The following is a 23,602-nucleotide window of genomic DNA, read 5'->3' as shown; positions in this document are numbered from 1 at the left end:
AATGATTATCATTATTGGTGATGGTCTTATATCTATATGGGGGGAAAAAATATAATGAAGTCAGTTAGGCAATCCATAGCCGTATTATGCATGATCGTACTAATGGGCACGCTGCTGTTGGCCTGCAGCAGTAAGAACGAACCACAAGCCAGCAATAATAAAGGAAACAGCACCAACACTACTGCAACAACACCAGCTTCATCACCGGAGGCTGCTACTGATACTGACACTAAAGCTAGCGGTACCCATTCGTATACAGATTACAGAGGGCATACGGTAGAAATTCCAGATCACCCGCAGAAAATTGTCTTCTTCGGGGAGACTTACGGCGACCTGCTGACTCTGGGTGTACAAGCCATTGGCGCGGCCAAAGTATTGTATGAGAACCAAATTTATGAGGATAAGGTTCAAGGCGTAGAGGATGTTGGCTTACCCATCAGCTTGGAGAAGACACTTGATCTGCAGCCCGACTTGATCATTTACTCCGTTACGGATGAAGCAGATTTTGAAGCGTTGTCCAAAATCGCCCCTACCGTCATCTTCGATACCTTTGCACCGCTGAAGGAACGGATGCTGGAGCTCGGAACAATCCTGGGCAAAACGAAGGAAGCCGAAGCCTGGGTCGCCCAGTACAAGGTTAAGGAAGCTGCGATGTGGGAACAGCTTAAGGCTTCCGGGATGAAGCCAGGTGAGACCGCATCGGTCTTCACATATTATCCCGGCGACCGTCTGTTCGTTATGGCTACTACAGGACTTTCACAAGTGTTGTATGAAGAGAATGGCTTTAAGCCGACTCCATTAATCCAGAAGGTGCTGGATGAGAAGAAAGGCTTCGAGGAAATATCCATGGAGCTGCTTAAGGAATACGCTGGTGATCGTATCTTCATCCTGAATCCGGTAGCGGACGAAGCCAAAAAATCCACGGAACAACTGATTAACAGCCAGCTGTGGAAGAACCTTCCTGCTGTCCAAAACGGACATGTATACTTCCAGGATATCGAGCAAACATCTGCTGACGCTTCCACCAGAGAATGGCTCCTCCAGCAGATTCCGAACCTGATTTCCGAAAAGTAAAACGGAGTTGCCGCTGCAGCAAATGATTCGAAGCCGATCAACATCTGTTGATCGGCTTCTTTGTTTTATATACAATAGTTATAATTGATAATGATTATCACTGAACCAAGGAGGATACTACCTATGCTTCACCCCACACCCCCTACCGTCCCGCTGCATTCCTTGCTGTTTCAACTGTCGGATGTTGAGCTAAGAATGCAAAATGCCGGTACATCCTCCCAGCCACCACCTGCTAAGCAGTATACTCTGCTCGTCTTTACCAGCGGTACAGGAGAGCTGCATGCAGGCGGCGAGACTGTGATGCTAAGAACAGAAGCATGCGTACTACTCTCCCCTGGGGAGTCTCTTCATATCTGCGACAACGAGACTACGCTCTATTACTACGAGGTTAGCTTCACATCCATCTATACCAGTGAAAGCAAGCCACCTATGGCCTATTCCCGCCGGATACTGACAGGTCGACGGGAACTGGTCGCCTATCCATTCTCCAAGCTGATCCGGCTTGTGGAGGAATTATACTCAGAACGTACGTATACCGATGAGATCAGTCGTATGAAGCAGAATCTTAAACTTCAGGGACTGCTACTGTTCTTGTTCGAGTACAATTTCCGTTCTGAAGACATTGAAAGCCCTACCCAATCTGTTGAACGTACGATACGTTACTTGCAGGATCGCTATATGGAGAACATTACAGTGAAGCAGCTGTCCGAGATTGCCGGCATGTCCATCTGGCAGTACACCCCTATCTTCCAGAATCTCACTGGCAGTAAGCCATTAGAATATCTCACGGATCTGCGGATTCACCATTCCAAGCACTTGCTGCTCCATTCAGGTGAACCGCTGCGAGAAATTGCCCGCCAGGTCGGCTACGCCGATGAGTATTATTTCAATCGCCGCTTCCGGCAAAGAACAGGAATCGCACCAGGTCAGTACGCTCATTCCCATCGCCCAACCCGCCGGGTAACGGACTGGACTGGACATGAAGTAGAAATTCCCGACAAACCGAGACGCATCATTTATCACGGCGAGACGATCGGCGATCTACTGGCGCTGGGCATTAAGCCTATCGGCGGAGAAGAGGCCTTCTCCTGGAACCGGGTCTACAAGCACCGGCTGAAAAAGCTGGTCAATGTTGGCTTTCCAATGGATGCCGAAGCCGCCGACTCCCTTAGTCCCGATCTGATCATTCTAGCTAATGCCAATGATCAAGAGTACAGCCGCATCTCCGCCATTGCGCCGACGCTGGCCTTCGATACATTCGCCCCATTGGAGGAGCGGCTTCATCTGCTGGGGAGCTGGCTAGGTAAAGAAAGCGAAGCCGCAGCCTGGTTGGATAGCTTCAGCACAAAAAACGCTGCCTTATGGCAGCGCCTGCATGCTGAAGAACTAGTAATGCCGGGTGAAACGGCGTCTGTTCTGATTCACGCCCATGGAAACCGCCTGTTTGCCATGGGACGCTCCGGTTTAGCCCCGGCGCTCTATGCGCTAGGGGGCTTTATGCCTGTGGATAGAATCAGAGAAGAGATTCTGGACCAGGATCTCGGCTTCGGCGAGATTGAAGCCGTCGACCTTGCTGCCTACACAGGCGACCGCATCTTCATGCTCATCCCCGAACACGAGGATTCCCGAGTGGCCATGGAGGAGCTACTGCGCAGTTCCGAGTGGGCAAGCCTGCCGGCTGTGCAAAACGGTCTCGTCTACTTGCTGGACGGGGCTAAGTGGAACGCCGGCGATGCCCTGACCCGGGAGAGGCTGCTGACATGGCTCCCCAAGCTGTTGCAAGAACCAACTCCTGCTCCAGTAGGACGATTACTTCAATGACCCGAGAATCCTGCGGATCTCAGTGACCCGCGCCGCTTCCACAGGGCGCAGCGGGTCACCGTTCTTCCGAACGGCGGAGCCAAAATGCAAGCGACGCACGCCCGTGTCGCGCACAAAATCGCTTAGGCCACTTGCAGTCAAGCCGCTGCCAGCCAGAATACGCAGTGGCTTCCCGGCGGTCAGCCGCTCCAGAACGGCCAACCGCTCTGCCCCTTCCGGGGCCGTCCGGCGGCCGCCAGATGTCAGAATATCCGTAATCTGCGGATATCTGAGCAGCACCTCCAGGGCCTCCAACTGGTCAGCCACTTCATCAAACGCCCGGTGGAAGGTAACTGGCACGCCAGGAGCTTCCTCCAGAAGCGAAACCAGCGCCCGCTCATCAATAGTACCATCCGGACATAACACCCCCAACACCAGAGACAGCCCTCCAAGCGATGATATATGACGGATATCCCTGCGCATTACTCTTAGCTCGGATTCATCATATACAAAAGAGCGGGCATGCGGACGAATCATCACCCGGACCGGGATATTCACAGCCGCCCGCACCTGCTCAATTAGGCCAAGACTTGGCGTTAATCCGCCTTCAGCGATGCCTGCAATCAATTCAATGCGGTCAGCACCATGACGCTCGGCTGTCACAGCATCCCCTAAAGTTGTCGCAATCACTTCCAATAGCATAGTCACTCTTCCCCCTAACCATGTCTTCTTGATGAAAACCTCTTATATGGCTTTATTCATTTCTCTATAAGTGACGTTAATCTACATTCATTGTACTGCGTTCCACAGGAAATTTACAATTCCCCTACAAATAAGGACTTAATTAGGTGAACAACCTTCTTAAAAGTTTATATATTACATAAATATAACATCATAAACTCTACTTTTGATTTTCATTTGTAAATATAGTTAACATAAGTATAATAACAATAGGTATACTTCATCATCGTAATATTGAAAGGATGGTCGCACATGAGCACCGAACCTGTAATTACACTAGTGGATTCATTAACTCCGGAAATGGAACTTGGGTTAAGTGAAATGCTAATCCGTGTTGTGGATGACGGAGCCTCCATCGGCTTCCTCCCGCCATTAGACAAAGCCGAAGCCTTGGACTACTGGAGGAGCGTTCCGGGTCCTGGTGTCTTGCTCTGGATTGCTTGGGAAGGAGACGCCATTACGGGCACGATTCAGTTGCAGCTAGCCAGAAAAGCCAATGCGCTCCACCGGGCGGAGATCGCTAAACTAATGGTGCATCCGGATCATCGCAGAAAAGGCATCGCCGGGCGGCTCATGGATACGGCCGAGGCTGCAGCTGCTGCAGAAGGCCGCGAGCTATTGACACTGGATACCCGTGAGGGGGATCCTTCCAATCTGCTCTATCAGTCGCGCGGTTTTATCGAGGCGGGCCGAATCCCGTATTTTGCCCGCTCCGGGGATGGACAACTGCACACCACTGTGTTGTACTACAAAAAGCAATAACGAAGCATTACTTTTTGAATAAGCGGCAAGCTCCGGGAATTGGGGCTTGCCGCTTATTCATGAAGATAAAACGGATGATCCGCAGGCCGCATAGCTGGGTCTTTGGTCATTTGACTCCCCTTTCACCAAATGATAGGGTAGTTTCGAAGTAAAACTTTTTCCGGGAGGGAACATCATGACTGAAGTGAAGCTTACGATTGGCTACGACGAATTCGAAGAGGGTAAGCGGATTGGTGAAGAGATTGAAAAGCTCAGTCAGAGCGCTGAAAGTGCAGCACTGAGCAGCCTAATTATTGGCGACTGGGGACAGACCTATGAGAACAGCTCGGAAGAGGTGGTAGAAGCCCTGGTCCAGCACAGTGCAAGCTTCCCGCTGCTTCGTAAGCTGTTCATCGGCGAGATGGACTCTGAGGAATGCGAGATTTCGTGGATTACCCAAAGTGATCTGTCTCCGCTGCTCACTGCCTTTCCGGAGCTGCAATCCTTCACTATTCAAGGCTCGAATGATCTCAGCCTGAGCCATCTGAAGCATGACAAGCTGGAGGAACTGAGAATCATCTGTGGCGGCCTAGGCAAAGATGTTCTTGCGCAAATTGCCGGCAGCAGTCTGCCGAATCTACGCAAGCTGGAGCTGTACCTCGGTGTAGATGAATACGGATTTGACGGCAGTCTGGAGGATATTCTCCCACTGATTGAACCCGGCAAATTTCCCAAACTCAACTATCTAGGGCTGAAAAATAGCGAGATTCAGGACGAGATCGCAGCAGCGATCGCAGATGCTCCAATTCTGGATCAGCTCGACACACTCGATCTCTCCCTTGGCACTTTAAGCGATACCGGTGCTGAAGCACTGCTCGCCAGTGAAGAAATCAAGAAATTAAAAGCGCTGAATCTTAGCTATCATTATATGTCTAATGAAATGGTAGCCCGCTGGCAGCAGAGCGGACTGCCTGTCGATGTCAGCGACCAGCAGCAAAGCGATGATGACGAGGACTGGCGTTATCCGTCCATCACGGAGTAACGCAGAGATGCAGCCGCTGATCGTCATCGGCCATCCTGGCGACCGGCGGACAGATGGCATCCGGCAGGCCAGGGAGAGGATTGGCCTCCCGCCTGCCATCATTCTGCCCTATGCCGGACTGCTTCAGGGCCGGCATATAGCTGAGCTGCTGGCAGAGCAGCAGCCAGGAATGGCTGACGCTGCTGCCAGGGGCAGCGTTTCCCCGCTGCTGCGGCTGGACTCGCCGGGCGGCAGCTTCGAGAGCGAGCGCGCCCTGATTGCCCTGGGCGCGCCGGACGCCCCGGATACCAGCGATGTGCTGTATCCGGGCACGGAGCGGCAGCAGCACGGCTCGCTGCCACAGAACACTGAGCAGCGACAACTCGGCTCGCTGCCGCAGAGCGATGAGCGGCGGCCGCTTGGCCCGCTGCCACAGAGCACTGAGCGGCGACTGCTTGGCCCGCTGCCGCTCAGCGTCAAAGCAGCACTCCGGCTACAGGATATGCCAGGCGTGCTGCACCATCCTTCCCAGTGGTTCCGCGGCTACTGCCGGCTGCTGGGAAGGTTGAAGCGCGAGGCGGCGGAGGCCTGGACCGGCGCGGAATGGCTTAATGATCCAGCGGAGATCGTCGCCATGACCGACAAGCGGGAGACACAGCGAATTCTCGCGGCAGCGGGAGTTCCTGTGCCGCGCCCGCTCGGTGGCGCCCAGCCCCCTGTGGACTATGCCACACTCCGTGAGAAGATGAGCGCAGAGCGAATGCACCGTGTGTTCATCAAGCTGGCCTGCGGCTCTGCGGCTTCCGGCGTAATCGCCTATCAGGTGAACCCTTCCACAGGGGCCGAGCTGGCGATAACAACCGTTGGGGTAGAGTCTTTCATCACTCGTCCTCCGATTTATTATAATTCCGGGAAGCTGCGTCGCTATACCGACCGGAAGACCATCGAAGCCATTATCAATTGGCTCTATCGGCACGGTGCCTATGCCGAACAGTGGGTGCCCAAGGCTAATCACGGCGGACGATCCTTCGATATCCGCCAGCTTGTCGTCTTCGGAGAGGCCTGCCATGCCGTGGCCCGCTGCAGCACAACGCCGATCACGAATCTGCATCTGCGCAGCCAGCGGATGACGCCAGCAGAAGCCGGACTATCTGGAGAGATGCTGGAGCAAGTACGAGAGACTGCTAGGCAGGCACTTGCTGCTTTTCCTAACTCCGGGATCGCAGGGATGGATGTGCTCGTATCAGGCAGCCCGCAGCGCACGTATATTGCAGACGTTAATCCGTTTGGCGATCTGTTGTATGATGTGGAGTACCAAGGCTACGGCACCTATGAATGGGAAATGAAGAGGCTGGCTGACAAAGGCCAGTTTCCCCTTTTCCAAACACCGCTTATAAAGGACGGATCATCATGATAGATATGAACACCATTGTTGGCACCCATGACATCCTAATGATTACACTCGACACCCTTCGTTATGATGTTGCCGTTCTGGAGGAAGAGAATTGTCCCAACCTGTGCGGAACCGGGTCATGGGAGAAGCGACATACGCCGGGAAGCTTTACTTATGCGGCTCATCACGCATTTTTCGGCGGCTTCCTGCCAACACCTGCAACAACGGACAAATCGGAACATATCCGTATGTTCCATTCCAAGAACACCGGGATGAAGACCCATCCCCACACCTGGCTGTTCGATACACCGGATATCGTCTCCGGACTGGCCGCTGAGGGGTACCGCACGGTTTGCATCGGGGGCGTTATTTTTTTCACCAAGAAGAACCCGCTCGCCCGGGTGCTTCCCGGCTATTTTCAACAAAGCTACTGGCGCATGAACTTCGGTGTGACCAACCCACGCTCCACGGAGCATCAGGTGAATCATGCCCTTAAAATTATGGACACAGTAGATCGGTCACAGCGGTTATTTCTCTTCATGAACGTATCCGCGATCCACGGGCCGAACCATTATTTCCTGCCTGGAGCCAAAAAAGACTCTGTCGACAGCCAGCGCGCTGCACTCCGCTACGTCGATGGAGAACTCGGCCGTTTGTTCCAGGGCTTCCGCGAACGCGGTAATCCGGTATTCTGCCTGGCCTTCTCCGATCATGGTACAGCCTATGGCGAAGACGGCTACCAGGGCCACCGGCTCGCGCATGAGACGGTATGGAATGTTCCATACCGCGAATTTATTTTATAATACTAAACAGATTCCGAAAGGATGGAGAACAGTCTATGGCGTCATCGTATCATCCCCGGTTGCTCCATGGCGACGTTAACTCGTCCCCCTCTTCGGAGGAGCTTCTGCAATGGAAAAGCGGCATTGCCGCAAATCCTTATCGTTCGTATCTATATTCCTATCCGCATAAAACGGCTTACCGCGATCTGGAGCCGCCACTGCCATTGAATGAATTATGGCGTGACGAACCTGCGGAATCATTCTTTCTGTACATGCATATCCCGTTCTGCGGTGCCCGCTGCGGGTTCTGCAATCTGTTCACATTACCCGACAAGCGGGCCGATGTGCACGCCCGCTATGTGGATGCTCTGGAGCGACAAGCCCGGCAGTGGGCAACGTTCACCGCCCATAAACCGTATGCCCGGTTTGCGATTGGCGGCGGCACCCCAACCTTGCTGGCCCCGGATCAGCTCCGTCGCCTGTTCGGCATTGCTACGGACGTCATGGGGCTCGCAACAGACAAGGTCTCGATCTCGGTAGAAACTTCGCCAGAGACCCTTACCGTAGAAAAACTGGAGATTCTGAAAGAAGCAACCGTAGACCGGGTCAGCATGGGCATTCAAAGCTTCGTCGCGTCAGAGTCAGCAGCGATTTACCGGCCGCAGGACCCTGATGTGGTCTATCGGGCGTTGGAACTACTGGGACAATATGATTTTCCAATTCTGAATCTCGATCTGATCTATGGACTTCCAGGTCAGACGGTAGAGACTTGGCTGTATTCGCTGAACCAAGCCCTGTCTTATAATCCAGGTGAGATCTTCATCTACCCCCTCTACACCCGCGAGCATACGATTGTGAAGCCCGGCGATCTGGAGCGGCAGGAGGATATCCGACTTCAGTGCTATAACGCCGCCCGGGAATTGCTTGAGCGTCATGGGTACCGCCAGTATTCCATGCGCCGCTTCGCCAAGGAGACAGCCGGAAGCCACAAGCCGCTCATTGACTACAGCTGCCAGGAGGAAGGGATGGTGGGACTGGGCTGCGGAGCGCGCTCCTATACCCGGGGCGTACACTATGCCTCCCGTTACGGGGTCAGCCGCAAGGCTACGGAGAGCATCATTGCCGATTATGTGGCGGCAGAGCGTTATGATACCGCCGATTACGGGATTGTGCTGGAGCCGGAGGAACAGAAGCGCCGCTTTATCCTGAAAGCCATCCTGCATAGCGAGGGATTGAAGCTGTCCCATTATGCAGAACGTTTCGGCACCCTGTTGTGGAGTGACTTTCCTGAGCTAGCCCTGCTTACCGACTCCGGCTTCGGCCTCGTAGAGAACGATGTGCTGCGCCTGACCGGTGAAGCCCTTGGCTACTCCGACTCTATCGGCGACTGGTTTATTTCATCCAGTATTCGGGAGCGTATGGAAAGGTTCGTCCTCCCATGAAGGCAGTGCTCTATTACCGCGGGACCCTCACCTCCTGTAACTATGACTGCCCTTACTGCCCCTTCGGCAAAACACGAGATAGCGCCGCTACACTCGCCAAAGACCGCGAGGGCGTCGAACGGTTCGTACAATGGGTGGGCGATCAGGGAGCGGCCGGTCACCGGCTTTCCATCTTCTTCAACCCGTACGGAGAAGGCCTGACTCACCGCTGGTATAAGGACGCCATCACAACCCTTGCGGGCATGGAACATGTCGATAAAGTGGCGATTCAGACCAACCTGTCAGCCAGACTGGATTTCACCGCCGCGCTGGATCCGGCCAAAGTTGCGTTCTGGGCGACCTACCATCCCGGACAGGTAGAGGAGGAGCGCTTTCTTGCGCAGTGCATGACCTTGTACCGAAGCGGGATTCCGTTCAGTGTGGGAAGCGTGGGCGTCCGCAGCGCCTTTGCCGCTATAGCTTCGCTTCGCACCTCACTGCCTGAGGATGTATACCTGTGGATCAATGCCTACAAAGATCGCCCGAATTATTACACGGTGGAAGACCTAGCCTATTTGCGATCGCTAGATCCACACTTCGAAATTAATGCAACAGATTATGAAAGCCTCGGTAAATTCTGCAGCGCTGGCAGCACCGTCTTCTACGTTCAGGGAGCCGGGCTGGTGAAACGCTGCTACAAAGACCGGGGTGTAATCGGCAACCTGTACCGGGACGGACTGGAAGGTCTCTCGGCCAAGCGGGCTTGCCGAATGAACGTTTGCGACTGCTATATCGGCTATATCCATATGCCCCATCTGGAGCTGCAGGAAATCTATGGCTCCGGGCTATTGGAGCGAATCCCTTACGGAGATATGAGACTATGAATGAGAATAAGAATACCGGATTTACGGTGTGGCTGACTGGCTTGTCCGGCGCTGGCAAATCAACGATTGCCTCCGGACTGACAGCAGCTTTAGCAGAACTGGGTCGACCTGTAGAATGGCTGGATGGCGATGACCTCCGGCAGCATGTCTGCAAGGGTCTGGGCTTCAGCCGCGAAGATCGATTCGAGAATATCCGCCGCGCCGCCTATCTTGCAGGACTGCTTAACCGTCATGGCGTAATCACAATCGTATCTGTGATCAGCCCTTACCGCGAGATGCGGGAATACGCCCGGCAGACCCTGTCAGGCTTCGCCGAGATCTATGTAGACTGTCCTTTACAGGTATGCGAGGAACGGGATGTCAAGGGACTATACGCCAAGGCGCGCCGTGGCGATATCCCCTTGTTCACAGGCATCACTGATCCCTATGAGGTCCCGGAACATCCGGAGCTAACCTTGCACACGGCAGAGCAATCCCCCGAAGAAAGTGTGGCTACTCTGCTGAAATGGCTGAAAAACAACAAGGGAATGTAATGCCTGCGTTAAATTTGCGATATTGGAACCCTGCCGAATTTTTCGGACAGGGTTTCTTTGCTGCATGTGGAAATAGAATGAGGATAGCCTGACTGATCAGGCACATTAAATAAACCATTGGAGGGACAGCATACCGATGACTTCAATTATCAACTTTGCCCACCGCGGCGCATCCGCCGTCTGCCCGGAGAACACCATGGCGGCCTTCCGCAAGAGTCTGGAGCTCGGAGCGACCGGAATCGAAACAGACGTTCAAATGTCCAAGGATGGCGCACTGATTCTGATTCATGATGAAACGCTGGATCGTACCACGAACGGCACCGGTGCCGTGAAGGATCATACACTGCGCGAGTTGCTCAGCCTCGATGCTGGCTCCTGGTTCGGCACAGACTTTGCAGGGGAGCCTCTGCCGCTGCTGGAAGACCTTCTGGAACTGCTCCACGAGACCGATATCATTCTCAATATTGAGCTTAAGAACGGAGAGTGCCTGTACCCTGGCTTAGAGGAGAAAGTTATAGCCGCTGTCCGTGAATGGGGCATGAGCGATCAGGTTGTCATTTCCAGCTTTAATCATTACTCTCTTGCTTATTTCCATTCCTTGGCACCGGAGATCCGCACGGGCATTCTATACATGGAGGGCCTGTACCGTCCGTGGGATTATGCCGCCAGCCTTGGTGCTACTGCTCTGCACGCCTACCACTACGCGTTACTTCCAGAATTCGTATCGGAAGCTGCGGCACGTGGTGTCGTCTACCATCCATTCACCGTTAATGATCCCGAGCGGATGAAGTACCTGATCGATGCAGGTGTAGCAGGCATTATTACAGACCATCCTGACATTCTGGCCGAGCTGCTGGCTGCCAAAGGAGTGTGACACGGTGAAAAAGGTCTGGCTGCTCGGCTTCGGCTTTTTCAGCATCAGCATTACATGGAGCTTGTATAATGCGTTTGTTCCATTTTTCCTGGAAAAGTATGTGCACAGTGTTGCCCTGATCAGCTTTATGATGACCATTGATAATTACTTTGCACTGTTCCTGCAGCCGTGGATCGGCAATCGCAGCGACCGGACAGTGACCCGTTATGGGCGCAGAATGCCTTATCTTCTGATCGGTATGCCCCTGGCCGCTGTACTGACGATGCTGATTCCGTTCCACACCGGACTATTCACCTTGCTACTCTTCATGATGCTCATGAATCTGGCGATGAGCCTGTTCCGTTCGCCCACTGTGGCGCTGATGCCCGATATTACGCCTGATAGCCAGCGGACAAGGGCGAACGGACTAATCAACTTCATGGGCGGAATCGGCTCCATCCTGGCTTTTGGCGTGGGCTCTGTTCTTTATGACTCCAGCCCTGTACTTCCCTTCATCGCTGCCGGACTTATCACACTGTTATGTCTGCTAATCGTGTCACGCTTTATTAATGAGCAACGGGACCGGGTGAATGAGCCAGCACCACTATCCGCTGAAGCTACGCCCTCCTTGCCCAACTCTGCAGCGCTCCCCTCCAAGCTCTCCAGGATCTCGTTCAAAAGTCAATTGGACCGGACCACCCTATTTCTGCTGGCTGCCATTTTCTTCTGGTTTGTCGCTTATCAGGGGGTTGAAACGTTATTTACGCTGTATGGCAAACATCATCTTGGCCTTAGTGAAAAGGCAGCGTCCTTCTCGCTCACCTTCTTCTCGCTGGCTTTTGTGCTCTTCGCCATTCCCAGCGGCTGGCTGGGCAGTGTCTTCGGCAAGAAAAAAGTCATCATAACCGGCGTATGCGGTCTGATGACTGTGTTTGCGCTTGTAGGTTTGGCAGAGAATCTGCTTATATTGCGGGGACTGCTACTGCTGGGGGGCATCTTCTGGGCCTGCATCAACATCAACTCTTATCCTTATCTCGTTGCTACAGGAACAGAGGAAAGCATCGGCACACGGACGGGAATGTATTATCTGGTATCTTCCCTTGCCGCCGTCGGATCTCCACCAATTCTCGGTCTATTAATTGATCTGCTAGGATATTCCGTTCTGTTCTACTGTGCAGCCTTGAGTATGGCGGTGGCTCTGCTCTGTCTGATGCTGATCAAAGAACGCAGGGATACATCCAGTTCCTACCAAACCCCCGGTGTCTGACCAGCTTGTAACGAGGTATCACAATAAATGATCTAATAAGATATTATCCTACTTAGCATGAGATATGTCGCTTGTCGGTTTATATACGGAGTAACGTCCGGTCCCAAGTTGCTTCGCATTATACATGGCGATGTCAGCCTCTCTAAGAAGGCGGTAGTGGTTAACCTTGCCGTGACTCATGGCAATACCTATACTGGCTGATACGAACAAATTATGCTGCTCCAGGCTATATTTTTTGGCGATCTTCTCCAGAATACGGACAGCGAGTTGCTCCGCTTCCTTCTGGCTGTAACGTTTGGCAATGATGACGAACTCATCTCCACCGATCCGAAAAATATGCCTCCGCCCCTTGCTAGAGAACTGGGCTAGCTTGCTGCCGACAGCTTCCAGCAATAAATCACCTACATGGTGACCGAGCTTATCATTAATCGACTTGAAACGGTTCAGATCCATATACAACACCGCAATCTGTTCATTTTCCTTGCAGTGGTCCCAAAAATGGTCCATACCATTCTTGTTCAGTAGTCCTGTCAACGCATCTTTATAGGCCAGCTCCTTGAGCTGGTCTCTTTCTACCATAACAAGCATAATTCTGGAGCCCAGGAACATTAGAAAAGCAATAGTTAGGACATAAACTGCTAAGGAGATGATAAGATCCTGTCCAGTCTCGTTAATATTTGGATTGCGCACCCGTCCCAGGATATGCATCCCCCATATTCCGCAGCCGTTGATAATAATGAATATGCCGGTATACATAGCCCGAACTCTCTGGGACTTGCCCGCATAACCTTGAAACAATCGCAGTGACGCATAGGCGGCCGACACAGCAATGAGGATAGAGCACACAACCAGTACAAATTGTCGGGTTTCTTCCATGTTGCCTCCACACAACCTTTTTTGCATATTGATTCTGCATGTTAAATTTCGAATAATAATATTTAAGTATAACATAATCTATCTCAACATTTTCTGAACAAGCCTTTCAAAGAGGCTACACAGGTGAACCTGAGCCATGAGAATACCACGGATAACCTTATGCAACAGTATCTGTATAAGACAAACTTAAGGATCGGTCGTCACTACGACGAATGTTGTTTGGACTCTGGTCGCTGTTGTCCTATTAAAAAATGGCAGTCCGCGATTGATATACGGACCGCCATTTTTATGATTTTACAAAGGAATTCCCCTTAATGTGTGAACAGCTACTCTAGTCACTCAGATGCTCGATACAGTTGTACAGCTCGCAACTCCAGATGCCATCGTTCTTGACCACCCGGGTAATGGAAGTGTTCTTAAGTAGTTCATGAACATCCAGACTGGGAACCAGCCCTCTGAGCGTGTTGCGCAGCAAGGCGCCGTGGCTGACTATCAGCACATTCTTGCCTGGGTGTCTCTCCGCCAGTTCTTCGATCGCCTGCCGGCCTCTTTGCTCAGCCAAATCGGGGCTTTCCAGTCCGAGATCAAGCGCTTTCCAGTCTTTGCCCCAGCGCTCCACCCGCTCCTGTTCATTCGTGCCTTCGATAAGTCCCCCGTCCATCTCGCGCATGCCCGGTACCAGACCGGCAATTTCCATGCCCAATCTTCGGCTGATGGTCTCTGCCGTCTGTCGTGCCCGAAGCAGATCGCTAGAGTAGAGATAATCCCAAGTCTCTCCACTGAGTCGTTCAGCAATCGCTTCTGCTTGCTCCAGCCCCTCCGCATCGAGTGGGTTATCTGTAATGCCCTGGACCCGGCCTTCCTTATTCCAGAACGTGCTCCCGTGCCGTATCAAGCCAATTGTGGTCGTCATTGCATTACCTGCCTTTATGCTTTATATATTCCATGATTACTTAAAGTATAAACTATGATGGCTGCGGTTGCACATGGCGGTCCCTCTAAGCGGTTCTTCAATATAAGCCTAACAAAAGAAAGTAACGAAAAGCGAAGAGGAACGAAGGGGGAAGTTTGGAACTGTAGGAGCGAAGCGCTCGTCTTTGTCGCCAGATTTCAACCGCAAGGAGCGGTTATAAAGAAGAAATCTGGGGACAACAACGACCGGAAGTCCAAACATTCCACCGTAGTGACGATAGAGCCTTACGTTCGGATCTTAGTTTCGTCTTATATAAGCTGAAAATACAGGCGTTTGCACCTGCGTTCGGGGCGGTATGAATTGACGGCTGCGAGGACCAGTTATATGATAAGAGCGCCCAAGATTATGCAAATTGGGCCATATTATCCTAATTGACGGCATGAGATGCTGCAACTGACAAAAGGAGATTCATACTGATTATGAACATGAGAAAAACATGCAGTTCACTGATTTTAACCGCCGCCCTTCTTCTTCCAGCTCTTACCTCGGTGCCTTATTCCGCCGGTGCGACCCCCGCACCCAAGACCCTGGTATATGTTGACAAGGGCAACCATTCTTACATTCCCCTCCGCTTCCTGAATGGCTTTGATGGAATTAAGGCTGGATGGAGCGCTGCCGGGGACAAAATTGAAATTACAAAGGACGACAATGTCCTCACATTAGTACCTGGACAAGTCGGAGCCTCCTTAAATGGCAATCCTACAACGACTACGGAACGCGCTTTTACAGATAACGGAACATTGTATGTCCCTCTATCTGTGGTTAGCAAATCATTGGGACTGGGGCTGAAATGGGATGCTCCATCCTCTTCCATTACAGTGACTAGCGGGGATGCAGCTTCCACCCTGCCTGTACTTAGCGGTGCGCTGATTCCTGCGGGGAGCCAGGGGGTAGTCGCGGCTGCCAAAAGCGTTAAGGTCGGAAGCCGCAGCTTCCAAATCCAGACGGTTACCGTTTCTCTACTGCATCCCAAGGTCAGATTAGATATGGTCCTGGCTGGAAATACAATCGGGAAAGTAGAAGATCTGAACAGTATTGCCAAGCGCAGTGGCGCCATTGCTGCTGTCAACGGAACTTTCTTTGATGCTTATACCAAAGGAGCATACAAGGCTCCTTATGGCTATATCGTGAGCAATGGCAAGCTACTTAAAAACAGCCCGGCCGACCGCAGAGTCGTCTTCACTTACGATAAGAACCACTTGGCCGGACTTGTGGCAGGTCTGGATTTCAAACCTCTCTTCGACACCGGACAAGTTGAGGGTGCTGTTCAGGCTGGCCCGCGTCTGCTCGTTGACGGCAAGGTATCCCTGAATGTGGCGGCTGAGGGCTTCCGCGATCCCAAGATTCTGACTGGCGGCGGGGCGCGCAGCGCACTGGGCCTGACACGCGATCATAAGCTGATTCTTGTGACCACAGGCGGCGCTACCATTCCGCAAATGGCAGAGATTATGAAGCAGGCTGGCGCCTACCAGGCCATGAATCTGGATGGCGGGGCCTCCAGCGGACTATTCTACAACGGAAAGTATTTAACCTCGCCAGGACGCCAGATCAGCAATGCCCTGATCGTCAAATATCAATAATTTGCACTGCTGCCTATACTCTGAACCAAAGGAGACTTGAATGTGGAGACAATTTTCATTGTTGAGGATGACGCCAAGCTAGCGAGCCTGCTGAGTGCCTATCTTACCAAATATGAATTCCGGACCGTTATCGTAGACGATTTCAATAGTGTTCTGGAGGATTTTAAGCAAAGCGCTGCTGATCTCGTGCTCCTGGACGTCAATCTGCCGCGATATGACGGGTTCTACTGGTGCCGCCAAATCCGCAAGTCCTCTCTCTGCCCCATTCTCTTCATCTCCGCCCGAGACAGTGGAATGGATCAGGTCATGGCGCTGGAGAACGGCGGTGACGATTATATTACGAAGCCCTTTCACTACGAGGTGGTCCTGGCCAAAATCCGCAGCCACCTGCGCAGGGCCTATGGCTCCTATGCGCAGATCCAGGAGGAGCGTACACTGCGGTCGGGAGGACTGATCCTTTATCCAGAGCGTTATGTCGTGCAGTATGCCGGGGGAACCGCCGAACTGACTCAGAAGGAAGCTGTGCTTCTAGAAGCACTCATGCTTAAGGAAGGACGTGTCGTCAGTCGGGAACGCCTGCTGGATCTCATGTGGGAGGACCAGCATTTCATTGATGACAACACCCTGAACGTATATATTACCCGGGTCCGGAAAAAGCTCAAGGAGCTGGGGCTGGAGACAATCGTGGAAACTGTGCGGGGCGCGGGCTACCGCCTCAGTCTTGTGGGCGGCAGCCTATGAAGCTGTTCTGGAAGAATCAACTCCCCTTGCTGCTGTTCTATCTGCTCCAAATGCTGCTAGTCCCTGTGCTGTACTGGATATCCGGGGAGAACAGGCCGTTCTCGATTGTGCTGTACGGGATACTGATTAGCAGTGTCATCCTCCTGCTCTATCTGTGCTACCGTTATGTCCAGCACCGCCGGCTATATGCCATACTGAGTCTGCAGCAGGAGCCTTCACCTAAGGATTATCTTGAACCGCTTGGCGACTCTCCGCTGCCGGAGGCGGTGCATGAACTGATGCAGGGAATCGATCGCCAATATCAGGAGCAGTTGAACAGTCATGTCACGCGAATGGATCAGCATATCGTATTCATGAACCGCTGGGTTCACCAGATGAAGACGCCCCTATCCGTGATCCAGCTCACGCTCCAGGACCTGGAGGACGATGCCGCTGCCAGTATCCAGGAAGAGGTGGAACGGCTCCGCAAAGGGCTGGAGATGGTCATCTACAGTTCTAGGCTGGACCGTTTCGAAGAAGATTTTCAGGTCGAAGCTCTGCTTCTGCGCCAGACGGTGAGCGCGGCGGTATCCGAGAACCGCCGGCTCTTCATTCGGCGGGGCATTCATGCCGAGATTCGGGTAGACCCGGATCTCTCGGTGTACAGCGATGCCAAATGGTTGATGTTCATGCTGAGTCAGTTACTGACCAATGCCGTTAATTACACCGCCGGCTCCGGTAAAACGGTGACGATCACGGCGGAGCGTCAGGGCCTGAATACGGTCCTGAAGATCTCGGACCAGGGTATCGGCATATCCCCGGAAGACCTGAAACGGGTATTCAATCCTTACTTCACGGGTGAACGGGGACGCCAATACCATGAATCCACTGGTATGGGTCTGTATCTCGTCCGCGAGATCTGCGCCCGGCTGGGACACCAGGTGAAGCTGGAGTCCAGACCCCAAGAAGGAACCACCGTACAGATCATTTTCAGTGGCACTGCCCAAAGACAGTAAGCCCCTAAGGGTCATTCGTAAAAGCCATTTGCGGTTTTTACGAATGACCTCTTTTTTATAACACTCGATACAAAGTTCAAGTGCCCCATATACAGACCCAAATCCAGAATAAGGAATCTGGAGCAGGGAATAATACAGCAGCACATCGAGCTCGCCCACCATAGAAGGCCCTGTTAGCGACACGAACATAACCTTAAAGGATCTGTAAGGTTATGTTAAGGTAATTCCATAGCGCACGCTCGCCCCATCCTGTACATTGATAGCAGGAAGTCATACCTTTTGCCCCTTTAAACGGCAAGGGCGACAATAACGCTTCAGACAGGAAAGGAATGAAACGTCATGAACGTATTGGAAGTTAAAGCTCTTAATAAAGTATATCCCGGCAAAGTGCTCACCCAGGCGCTGACCGATATCCATCTCAGCATCGAAAGCGGTGAATTTGTTGGTATCATGGGCCCGTCCGGCAGTGGTAAAACCACCTTGCTGAATATGGTCTCCACCATTGACCAGCCCACTTCGGGCGAAGTGAACATCAATGGCAGCAATCCTTATCGGATGAATAAGAAGGAGCTCGCCCATTTTCGCCGTAGACAGCTCGGCTTCGTCTTTCAGGACTTTAATCTGCTGGAAACGTTGACCGTAGCGGAGAATATCGTGCTGCCGCTAACCCTGGATAACCGTAAGCTCAGTGAAATGGAATCCTTGCTGCGCAAGGTGGCTGGACAGCTTAATATTACGGGTATTCTGAACAAGCGCACCTATGAAATCTCAGGCGGACAGCGACAACGGACTGCCATCGCCCGCGCCATCATCACCTCACCCGCGATTATCCTGGCCGACGAGCCAACCGGGGCGCTGGATTCCAATTCCTCCCGCATTGTGATGGAATCCCTGGAAGAGATCAACCGCAAGGACGGTGCCACCCTGATGCTCGTGACCCATGATCCGCTGGCAGCAAGCTATTGCAACCGGATCGTCTTCATTAAGGACGGGAAGCTTGCAGCCGAGATTCACCGGGGAGACAACCGGCAGGCGTTCTTCCAGAAGATCATTGACACACTTTCATTCTGGGGAGGGAATAGCCATGAACTTTCCTCAATTCGCGTTTAATAATGTCCGGCGCAACTCCAGGGCATACATCGCTTATTTTCTAAGCAGCGCCTTTATGGTCATGGTCTTTTTTGCATATACCGTCTTCATTTATCATCCCGATGTAGCCAATAATTCCATGGGACCGAGTGCAGCAATCAGTATGAAGGTGGCCGCGTCTATTGTATATGTGTTCGCCTTTTTCTTCGTCATGTACTCCATTGGAACATTCCTTAAATCGCGGAATATGGAATTCGGGCTTTTAAGTATTCTCGGTGCACGTCCGGGGCAGATCAACAAGCTGGTTTTTCTGGAAAATATGCTGATTGGCCTGCTCGCGATTGTCACGGGAATTGGAGGCGGCATGCTGCTCTCCAAGTTCTTTCTGCTGCTCAGCACCAAGATCATCGGCATTGATGGGCTTCCGTTCTACCTGCCTCTCAAGCCTATGCTGATCACAGCGGCTTCCTTTATCACTTTGTTCTTGGTGATCTCGATCTTCACTCTGCTGTTTATCCGCAAAAACAGAGTGTTGGAGCTGTTGCAAGGCAACGCGAAACCTAAGAAACCGCCTAAAGCCTCTATTCTATTGTCTCTGTTTGGCGCCGCACTGCTCACGACCGGATTTTTCGCGCTGCGCATAGAACTGAACCCTGTGACCATTATTCTTGCCGCCGTGACGGGAATCGCTGGAACGTATTTTTTCTACTCACAGCTGTCCGTACTGTTCATGCGCCTGCTCCAGCGCAGCCGGAAGTCAACCTGGCGCGGCACGCGGCTACTCTGGGTTTCAGAGATGAGCTACAAACTGCGCGATAATTCGCGGATGCTCTTCCTGATTACTGTGGTTACTGCACTCGCCAGCATGGGTGCAGGCGTCGTTCTGTCGATCAACCAGGCTGGAAGAGATATGTATTTCGGCAATCCTTTTGCCGTGACCAAGACCTTCTACGAGACTTCTTCCGCCGAACCTGACCGGAGTGAGATTCATCGTGAGCTAAAGGCCGCAGGCGTAGCTTATACAGAGACGAGAATCGATACACTATATGCCACGTTGGCCAATTCTCGCGGGGATGGAGGTAGGCCCAAAACACTTTATTTGCTGGGTTTGTCGCAATATAAGGAGCTTGTGAAGGTACTTGGATTCCCCGCAATAGATAACCTGGGGCCCAATGAGGCTGCTCTGATCGCCAGTAAGGATAACATCGCCTCAAATTATATCCGCGAGGGCGGAATCACTATGGAAGAACATCCGACAGAGACGCTTGCCGTTAAAAAGATCATTATTTCAGACCAAGCGGATTTCCTTAATAAAGGTATTCCTATCATTATTATCCCAGAATCTAGGCTAGAAACGATTCAGGCCGCAAAATCAGCCAAGACTGGAAAGACAATCAAACCCTATATAGAGTATCTCTACAAGGTACCAGCTTGGGATAAGGAGTCTCTGCCTACAGCAAACAGTCAGGATGCTATAATTGGGGCGAAGCTTTACCAGATTGAAGCCGCAAATCGGGACAATAACAGTGGAAGGTTGACTTCCTACCTAAACTCTCGTGCAGAAAGTTACTTATTACTGAAGCAAAGCACAGCTATGATCAGCTTCGTCAGCATCTTTGTCGCGCTGATCTTCTCGGTTGCATCCGCCAGTTTCCTGTACTTCAAACTGCACAGCGAGTTAGCTGCGGATATCCGCATGTACCGTGCGCTATCTAAAATTGGACTAAGTACTGGAGAGATGGCTGCAGTTGCAACCAAGCAGATCGCTATCTTGTTCTATATTCCTATCTTCATCTCAGCCATTCAAAGCCTGGTCGTGATCAGTCCCATTCTCGGGCAAATGGGGATCGTAAATGTCGTTGAGCCTGTCCTGGTCACTTTCGCCGCCTATCTCGTGCTGCAAAGTGTATTCTTCCTCATCGTGAAATCACGCTATATTCACAGTCTTAAGAAAATGATGGTTTAATCGTAAACTGGAAAACCTCCCGCTAATGCTACCTACACAGCCCCATATAGGGCCGTAAGCGCATTTTAGCAGGAGGTTTTCCTTCTATTTCTACAACTGATCGTGATATCGCTAAAATAGCAGGAGTTATTCTAGCAAAGCGCAAAAGTGCGGTTACCGCTCATTATAATTTTCGCGCCAAGGCCGTCAGCTTCTGTATGCCCTCACGCAGCAGAGGTTCACTTAAAAAGGAGTAGCAGAGCCGCAGCCATGATTTCATCTCGCCAAGCGGATCGCAAATCGATCCGGGTACAAAAGATATGGAATGCTCCAGACTTTGGCGAAGAAGAACATCTATCGGCGTCCCATCTGGCAGCTGCACCCACAGGGTCAGCCCGCCTCGGGGAGTCTTCCACTTCCAGCCGCTTTGGGACAACTCCTCCTCCATAATTTCCTTTTGCACCTGAAGCGCGATCCGCAGCTTGCCGAGATGCTGCTGCAGCCGGAGAGAGGTATAGTAGTGCAGGAATATTTTCTGGTTCAACAGCGGTGCGCCATTGTCTTCAAGCGATTTGAACATGATCAGCCGCTCCATCATCGGATATCGACAAGCGACAGCGCAGATCCTGAGTCCAGGCGCCACATATTTGCTGAAGCTACCGATATAGACGACCCACCCCTCCGTATCGTAGGCAAAAATAGGTGGTGGCGGCTCTTCCTCAAAATACATATCCCGAAATGCATCATCCTCTACCAGCAGGCAGCGGTAACGTTCCGCGAGCTCCACCAGCAGCTTGCGCTGCCGTACAGGCACTGTATAACCTGTGGGATTGTGATGCGTCGGATTCATGTAAAACATGCGAGGCTTATGCTTGGCCATCAAGGCCTCGAGCTCGTCCAGATCATACCCGTCCGGAGTAATCTCCACAGGGACCTGTCGTGCACCTGCCCGTCGAAAAATATCCATGGCTACGCTATACGTAGGTCGTTCTATCAGCACAGTATCCATTGGTCCCAGCATCATCCGGGCAATCAGGTTGAGCGCTTGCTGGGCACCGGAGGTTATCAGCAGTTCGCTCGAAGACAGCTGCAAACGTCGCTGCTTCCGAAAATGCCCGCTGAGCGTCTCCCGCAATTCCTCGTCGCCCTGTACACTGGCATAAGTCCCCATCACCTTGGGATACATGTCGAATACTCTTTTCACATAGTCAGATAAGAAAAGATTGGGCAGCAGCGCCGGATCAATGAGGGCCACGGAGAACTGGTATTTCGCCGGCACACGCTGGATGTCATACAAGGGATTGGCGCTCAGATAAGAAGAACCCCCGCTTCCTTCGCCAAAATTAAAATCGGGAACTATAATTTGACTGCTGCCCTGCGAGACATAATAACCCGACTTATCCTTGACATACACCTTGCCGTCCTCGGTCAATTGGCGGTAAGCCTTGAACACGGTCAGTCGGTGTACACCCAATTCCTCGGCCAACAATCGGATGGAAGGCAGCTTGTCATGACTTTTCCATTCCCCCCGCTCCATACGATTCAGGGCGTACTCATAGACTTGACGGAACAAGGGATGTGCCTGCTCGCTTACCTTCCCTTTTTTCATTAGGCACAAGCCTCCTTTCCATTCTTTCCTTACTCTCTATTCTTTCCGCACTTAGCATACTTCCTTATATCTTATTGTACATTATCTCGCCACCATCTGTTCTGTAATAATCAATCTGTTCTGTTCTCTTCCTTATATGATTAACGAATACTTCAAGTATGACTCTACAACATTTCCAAAGGGGAACTGAACATGATTCTTTTGGCTTATGCACTTGTTTGTCTAATCTTCGGCACGACCTTCCTGGCAATCAAAATCGGCGTGGATGCCGGAGCACCGCCGTTCTTCTCCGCAGGACTGCGTTTTTTCCTGGCCGGTGTTATTCTGTTCCTGTGGATGGTCTGGAAACGCAAAGCCAGCTTCTCCCTGCTATTACGCAAGGAAATGCTGATAACCGGAGCCGCACTGACCTTCGGAACCTTCGCTGCCCTCTACTGGGCTGAACAATATGTATCTTCAGGATTGGCTGCGGTGTTGTCAGCAACCGGCCCGATTATGATGCTACTCTTGCAAACCGTCGTTCTGCGGCAAAAGACCCCGACACTTTCCCTGTTCGGCTCTCTCATCGGATTCACCGGTGTTCTGTTGCTCGTTCTACCTAAACTTACTGTAGATGTCTCTCCCTTATGGATCATAAGCTGTGTTGCCATTCTGATCGGAGAGCTCTGCTATGCAGCAGGAGCGCTTTATTCCAAAAAAGTGACCACCAGCATGGCGGAAGTCTCGCCCATTGCCCAGAATGCCGTCCAGATGATGTATGGCGGAGCATTCATCTTTATTCTCTCGTTCTTTACAGAGGATGTACAGACGGATTGGCTGTTCTCCTTCCCTGTAGCCGGATCAGTACTGTATCTTATTGTGATTGGGTCCATGGTCGGTCAGACGCTGTTCTACTGGCTCGTCGCCAAGACCAATCCGGTTTTCCCATCGACCTGGCTGTACGTTTCACCACCTATTGCTGTAGGCGTGGGGGTCCTCTTTTACAATGAAACGATCAACTGGGTGACTCTTCTCGGCATAATAACCATTATCGTGGGAATCATTCTTATTAATGGAAAAACCCTGAAGCAGATGATTTTCAAATCCAAGGTTCTACCAGCGGTGCCAAAAAAAATATAGCTTACATTTTCAGAAAAATGACTTTTTTTTCACAGAATTTTAAGCGAGATATGATAAATTGGGGATGGTCCAGATGCCGGGAACGGCAGAGGCCATCCTTTTTTTCGCTGAATACGGTCAGAACGTTTGGACGGAATCAGAAATTTTCTACTATTTGTTTGTTGC

21 protein-coding genes are annotated in these 23,602 nt (G+C 51.8%); 17 read left to right on the top strand and 4 right to left on the bottom strand.

All coding sequences use genetic code 11. The features are described from left to right. The first annotated feature begins 54 nt into the window (after positions 1–54). Both AC3Y23_RS19845 and AC3Y23_RS19840 read left to right on the top strand, forming a co-directional pair. On the top strand, positions 55–1,074 hold the full coding sequence (locus AC3Y23_RS19845) for an ABC transporter substrate-binding protein (RefSeq protein ID WP_379202161.1): 1,020 nt from the start codon (positions 55–57) through the stop codon (positions 1,072–1,074). 123 nt (positions 1,075–1,197) lie between these two features. Next, complete coding sequence (locus AC3Y23_RS19840) at positions 1,198–2,895, top strand: helix-turn-helix domain-containing protein (protein WP_379202159.1); 1,698 nt, start codon at positions 1,198–1,200, stop codon at positions 2,893–2,895. On the opposite strand, the gene AC3Y23_RS19835 is transcribed toward AC3Y23_RS19840, so the two are convergent. Beyond that, positions 2,884–3,576: a copper homeostasis protein CutC gene (locus AC3Y23_RS19835; protein WP_379202425.1), complete on the bottom strand. Its 693-nt coding sequence runs from the start codon at positions 3,574–3,576 to the stop codon at positions 2,884–2,886. The two genes, AC3Y23_RS19840 and AC3Y23_RS19835, sit on opposite strands and share 12 nt — an antisense overlap. 291 nt (positions 3,577–3,867) lie before the next feature. On the opposite strand from AC3Y23_RS19835, the gene AC3Y23_RS19830 reads away from it, so the two are divergent. From AC3Y23_RS19830 to AC3Y23_RS19790, 9 genes are all read left to right on the top strand, one after another. Continuing rightward, positions 3,868–4,377 carry a GNAT family N-acetyltransferase gene (locus tag AC3Y23_RS19830; RefSeq protein WP_379202157.1) on the top strand — a complete coding sequence of 170 codons (510 nt, stop codon included), beginning with the start codon at positions 3,868–3,870 and terminating at the stop codon, positions 4,375–4,377. A gap of 175 nt (positions 4,378–4,552) precedes the next feature. Further along, positions 4,553–5,398, top strand: coding sequence for an STM4015 family protein (locus AC3Y23_RS19825; RefSeq protein WP_379202155.1), 846 nt, complete (start codon positions 4,553–4,555; stop codon positions 5,396–5,398). Next, positions 5,334–6,791, top strand: coding sequence for an STM4014 family protein (locus AC3Y23_RS19820; protein WP_379202153.1), 1,458 nt, complete (start codon positions 5,334–5,336; stop codon positions 6,789–6,791). Before AC3Y23_RS19825 ends, AC3Y23_RS19820 begins: the two co-directional genes overlap by 65 nt. Further along, complete coding sequence (locus AC3Y23_RS19815) at positions 6,788–7,573, top strand: STM4013/SEN3800 family hydrolase (RefSeq protein ID WP_379202151.1); 786 nt, start codon at positions 6,788–6,790, stop codon at positions 7,571–7,573. The genes AC3Y23_RS19820 and AC3Y23_RS19815 overlap by 4 nt, the downstream gene beginning before the upstream one ends. Before the next feature lie 35 nt (positions 7,574–7,608). After that, on the top strand, positions 7,609–8,994 hold the full coding sequence (locus tag AC3Y23_RS19810) for an STM4012 family radical SAM protein (RefSeq protein ID WP_379202149.1): 1,386 nt from the start codon (positions 7,609–7,611) through the stop codon (positions 8,992–8,994). Beyond that, complete coding sequence (locus tag AC3Y23_RS19805) at positions 8,991–9,857, top strand: STM4011 family radical SAM protein (RefSeq protein ID WP_379202147.1); 867 nt, start codon at positions 8,991–8,993, stop codon at positions 9,855–9,857. Before AC3Y23_RS19810 ends, AC3Y23_RS19805 begins: the two co-directional genes overlap by 4 nt. Then, positions 9,854–10,390 (top strand): adenylyl-sulfate kinase, encoded by a 537-nt coding sequence (gene cysC / locus AC3Y23_RS19800; protein WP_379202144.1) that lies wholly within the window; start codon positions 9,854–9,856, stop codon positions 10,388–10,390. The genes AC3Y23_RS19805 and cysC overlap by 4 nt, the downstream gene beginning before the upstream one ends. Positions 10,391–10,526: 136 nt before the next feature. Next, positions 10,527–11,264 carry a glycerophosphodiester phosphodiesterase gene (locus AC3Y23_RS19795; protein WP_379202142.1) on the top strand — a complete coding sequence of 246 codons (738 nt, stop codon included), beginning with the start codon at positions 10,527–10,529 and terminating at the stop codon, positions 11,262–11,264. Positions 11,265–11,268: 4 nt separating this feature from the next. Next, the gene (locus AC3Y23_RS19790) at positions 11,269–12,510 is read left to right on the top strand and encodes an MFS transporter (RefSeq protein ID WP_379202140.1); all 1,242 of its coding nucleotides are present in this window, start codon (positions 11,269–11,271) and stop codon (positions 12,508–12,510) included. 48 nt (positions 12,511–12,558) lie between these two features. Here AC3Y23_RS19790 and AC3Y23_RS19785 read toward each other — a convergent pair whose 3' ends face one another. Next, on the bottom strand, positions 12,559–13,386 hold the full coding sequence (locus tag AC3Y23_RS19785) for a diguanylate cyclase domain-containing protein (protein WP_379202138.1): 828 nt from the start codon (positions 13,384–13,386) through the stop codon (positions 12,559–12,561). Between the two features lie 331 nt (positions 13,387–13,717). Then, entirely contained in the window at positions 13,718–14,299 is a 582-nt protein-coding gene (locus AC3Y23_RS19780) for a histidine phosphatase family protein (protein WP_379202136.1), read from the bottom strand. A 479-nt stretch (positions 14,300–14,778) separates the two neighbouring features. Here AC3Y23_RS19780 and AC3Y23_RS19775 point away from each other — a divergent pair, with 479 nt between their 5' ends. From AC3Y23_RS19775 to AC3Y23_RS19755, 5 genes are all read left to right on the top strand, one after another. Next, on the top strand, positions 14,779–15,939 hold the full coding sequence (locus tag AC3Y23_RS19775; RefSeq protein ID WP_379202134.1) for a phosphodiester glycosidase family protein: 1,161 nt from the start codon (positions 14,779–14,781) through the stop codon (positions 15,937–15,939). Between the two features lie 42 nt (positions 15,940–15,981). After that, positions 15,982–16,680, top strand: a complete 699-nt coding sequence (locus AC3Y23_RS19770) for a response regulator transcription factor (protein ID WP_379202131.1) — start codon at positions 15,982–15,984, stop codon at positions 16,678–16,680. Then, entirely contained in the window at positions 16,677–17,675 is a 999-nt protein-coding gene (locus tag AC3Y23_RS19765; RefSeq protein ID WP_379202129.1) for a sensor histidine kinase, read from the top strand. The genes AC3Y23_RS19770 and AC3Y23_RS19765 overlap by 4 nt, the downstream gene beginning before the upstream one ends. Positions 17,676–18,014: 339 nt before the next feature. Further along, complete coding sequence (locus AC3Y23_RS19760) at positions 18,015–18,785, top strand: ABC transporter ATP-binding protein (RefSeq protein ID WP_379202127.1); 771 nt, start codon at positions 18,015–18,017, stop codon at positions 18,783–18,785. Next, positions 18,760–20,730 carry an FtsX-like permease family protein gene (locus AC3Y23_RS19755; protein WP_379202125.1) on the top strand — a complete coding sequence of 657 codons (1,971 nt, stop codon included), beginning with the start codon at positions 18,760–18,762 and terminating at the stop codon, positions 20,728–20,730. The genes AC3Y23_RS19760 and AC3Y23_RS19755 overlap by 26 nt, the downstream gene beginning before the upstream one ends. 163 nt (positions 20,731–20,893) lie before the next feature. On the opposite strand, the gene AC3Y23_RS19750 is transcribed toward AC3Y23_RS19755, so the two are convergent. Further along, positions 20,894–22,318, bottom strand: coding sequence for an aminotransferase-like domain-containing protein (locus AC3Y23_RS19750; protein ID WP_379202123.1), 1,425 nt, complete (start codon positions 22,316–22,318; stop codon positions 20,894–20,896). Positions 22,319–22,510: 192 nt separating this feature from the next. Between AC3Y23_RS19750 and AC3Y23_RS19745 the strand changes: the two genes are divergently transcribed. Continuing rightward, the gene (locus AC3Y23_RS19745; RefSeq protein ID WP_379202121.1) at positions 22,511–23,437 is read left to right on the top strand and encodes a DMT family transporter; all 927 of its coding nucleotides are present in this window, start codon (positions 22,511–22,513) and stop codon (positions 23,435–23,437) included. The last annotated feature ends 165 nt before the right edge of the window (positions 23,438–23,602 follow it).

The sequence above is a fragment of the Paenibacillus sp. MAHUQ-45 genome, assembly GCF_058133325.1.
This window is presented reverse-complemented; position numbering and strand designations above follow the sequence as displayed.

What these genes read in the sequence shown, in the direction of transcription:
- AC3Y23_RS19845 (WP_379202161.1), top strand. Translation starts at nt 55, where the DNA reads ATGAAGTCAGTTAGGCAATCCATAGCCGTATTATGCATGATCGTACTA.
- AC3Y23_RS19840 (WP_379202159.1), top strand. Translation starts at nt 1,198, where the DNA reads ATGCTTCACCCCACACCCCCTACCGTCCCGCTGCATTCCTTGCTGTTT.
- AC3Y23_RS19835 (WP_379202425.1), bottom strand. Translation starts at nt 3,576, where the DNA reads ATGCTATTGGAAGTGATTGCGACAACTTTAGGGGATGCTGTGACAGCC.
- AC3Y23_RS19830 (WP_379202157.1), top strand. Translation starts at nt 3,868, where the DNA reads ATGAGCACCGAACCTGTAATTACACTAGTGGATTCATTAACTCCGGAA.
- AC3Y23_RS19825 (WP_379202155.1), top strand. Translation starts at nt 4,553, where the DNA reads ATGACTGAAGTGAAGCTTACGATTGGCTACGACGAATTCGAAGAGGGT.
- AC3Y23_RS19820 (WP_379202153.1), top strand. Translation starts at nt 5,334, where the DNA reads ATGTCAGCGACCAGCAGCAAAGCGATGATGACGAGGACTGGCGTTATC.
- AC3Y23_RS19815 (WP_379202151.1), top strand. Translation starts at nt 6,788, where the DNA reads ATGATAGATATGAACACCATTGTTGGCACCCATGACATCCTAATGATT.
- AC3Y23_RS19810 (WP_379202149.1), top strand. Translation starts at nt 7,609, where the DNA reads ATGGCGTCATCGTATCATCCCCGGTTGCTCCATGGCGACGTTAACTCG.
- AC3Y23_RS19805 (WP_379202147.1), top strand. Translation starts at nt 8,991, where the DNA reads ATGAAGGCAGTGCTCTATTACCGCGGGACCCTCACCTCCTGTAACTAT.
- cysC (WP_379202144.1), top strand. Translation starts at nt 9,854, where the DNA reads ATGAATGAGAATAAGAATACCGGATTTACGGTGTGGCTGACTGGCTTG.
- AC3Y23_RS19795 (WP_379202142.1), top strand. Translation starts at nt 10,527, where the DNA reads ATGACTTCAATTATCAACTTTGCCCACCGCGGCGCATCCGCCGTCTGC.
- AC3Y23_RS19785 (WP_379202138.1), bottom strand. Translation starts at nt 13,386, where the DNA reads ATGGAAGAAACCCGACAATTTGTACTGGTTGTGTGCTCTATCCTCATT.
- AC3Y23_RS19780 (WP_379202136.1), bottom strand. Translation starts at nt 14,299, where the DNA reads ATGACGACCACAATTGGCTTGATACGGCACGGGAGCACGTTCTGGAAT.
- AC3Y23_RS19775 (WP_379202134.1), top strand. Translation starts at nt 14,779, where the DNA reads ATGAACATGAGAAAAACATGCAGTTCACTGATTTTAACCGCCGCCCTT.
- AC3Y23_RS19765 (WP_379202129.1), top strand. Translation starts at nt 16,677, where the DNA reads ATGAAGCTGTTCTGGAAGAATCAACTCCCCTTGCTGCTGTTCTATCTG.
- AC3Y23_RS19760 (WP_379202127.1), top strand. Translation starts at nt 18,015, where the DNA reads ATGAACGTATTGGAAGTTAAAGCTCTTAATAAAGTATATCCCGGCAAA.
- AC3Y23_RS19755 (WP_379202125.1), top strand. Translation starts at nt 18,760, where the DNA reads ATGAACTTTCCTCAATTCGCGTTTAATAATGTCCGGCGCAACTCCAGG.
- AC3Y23_RS19750 (WP_379202123.1), bottom strand. Translation starts at nt 22,318, where the DNA reads ATGAAAAAAGGGAAGGTAAGCGAGCAGGCACATCCCTTGTTCCGTCAA.
- AC3Y23_RS19745 (WP_379202121.1), top strand. Translation starts at nt 22,511, where the DNA reads ATGATTCTTTTGGCTTATGCACTTGTTTGTCTAATCTTCGGCACGACC.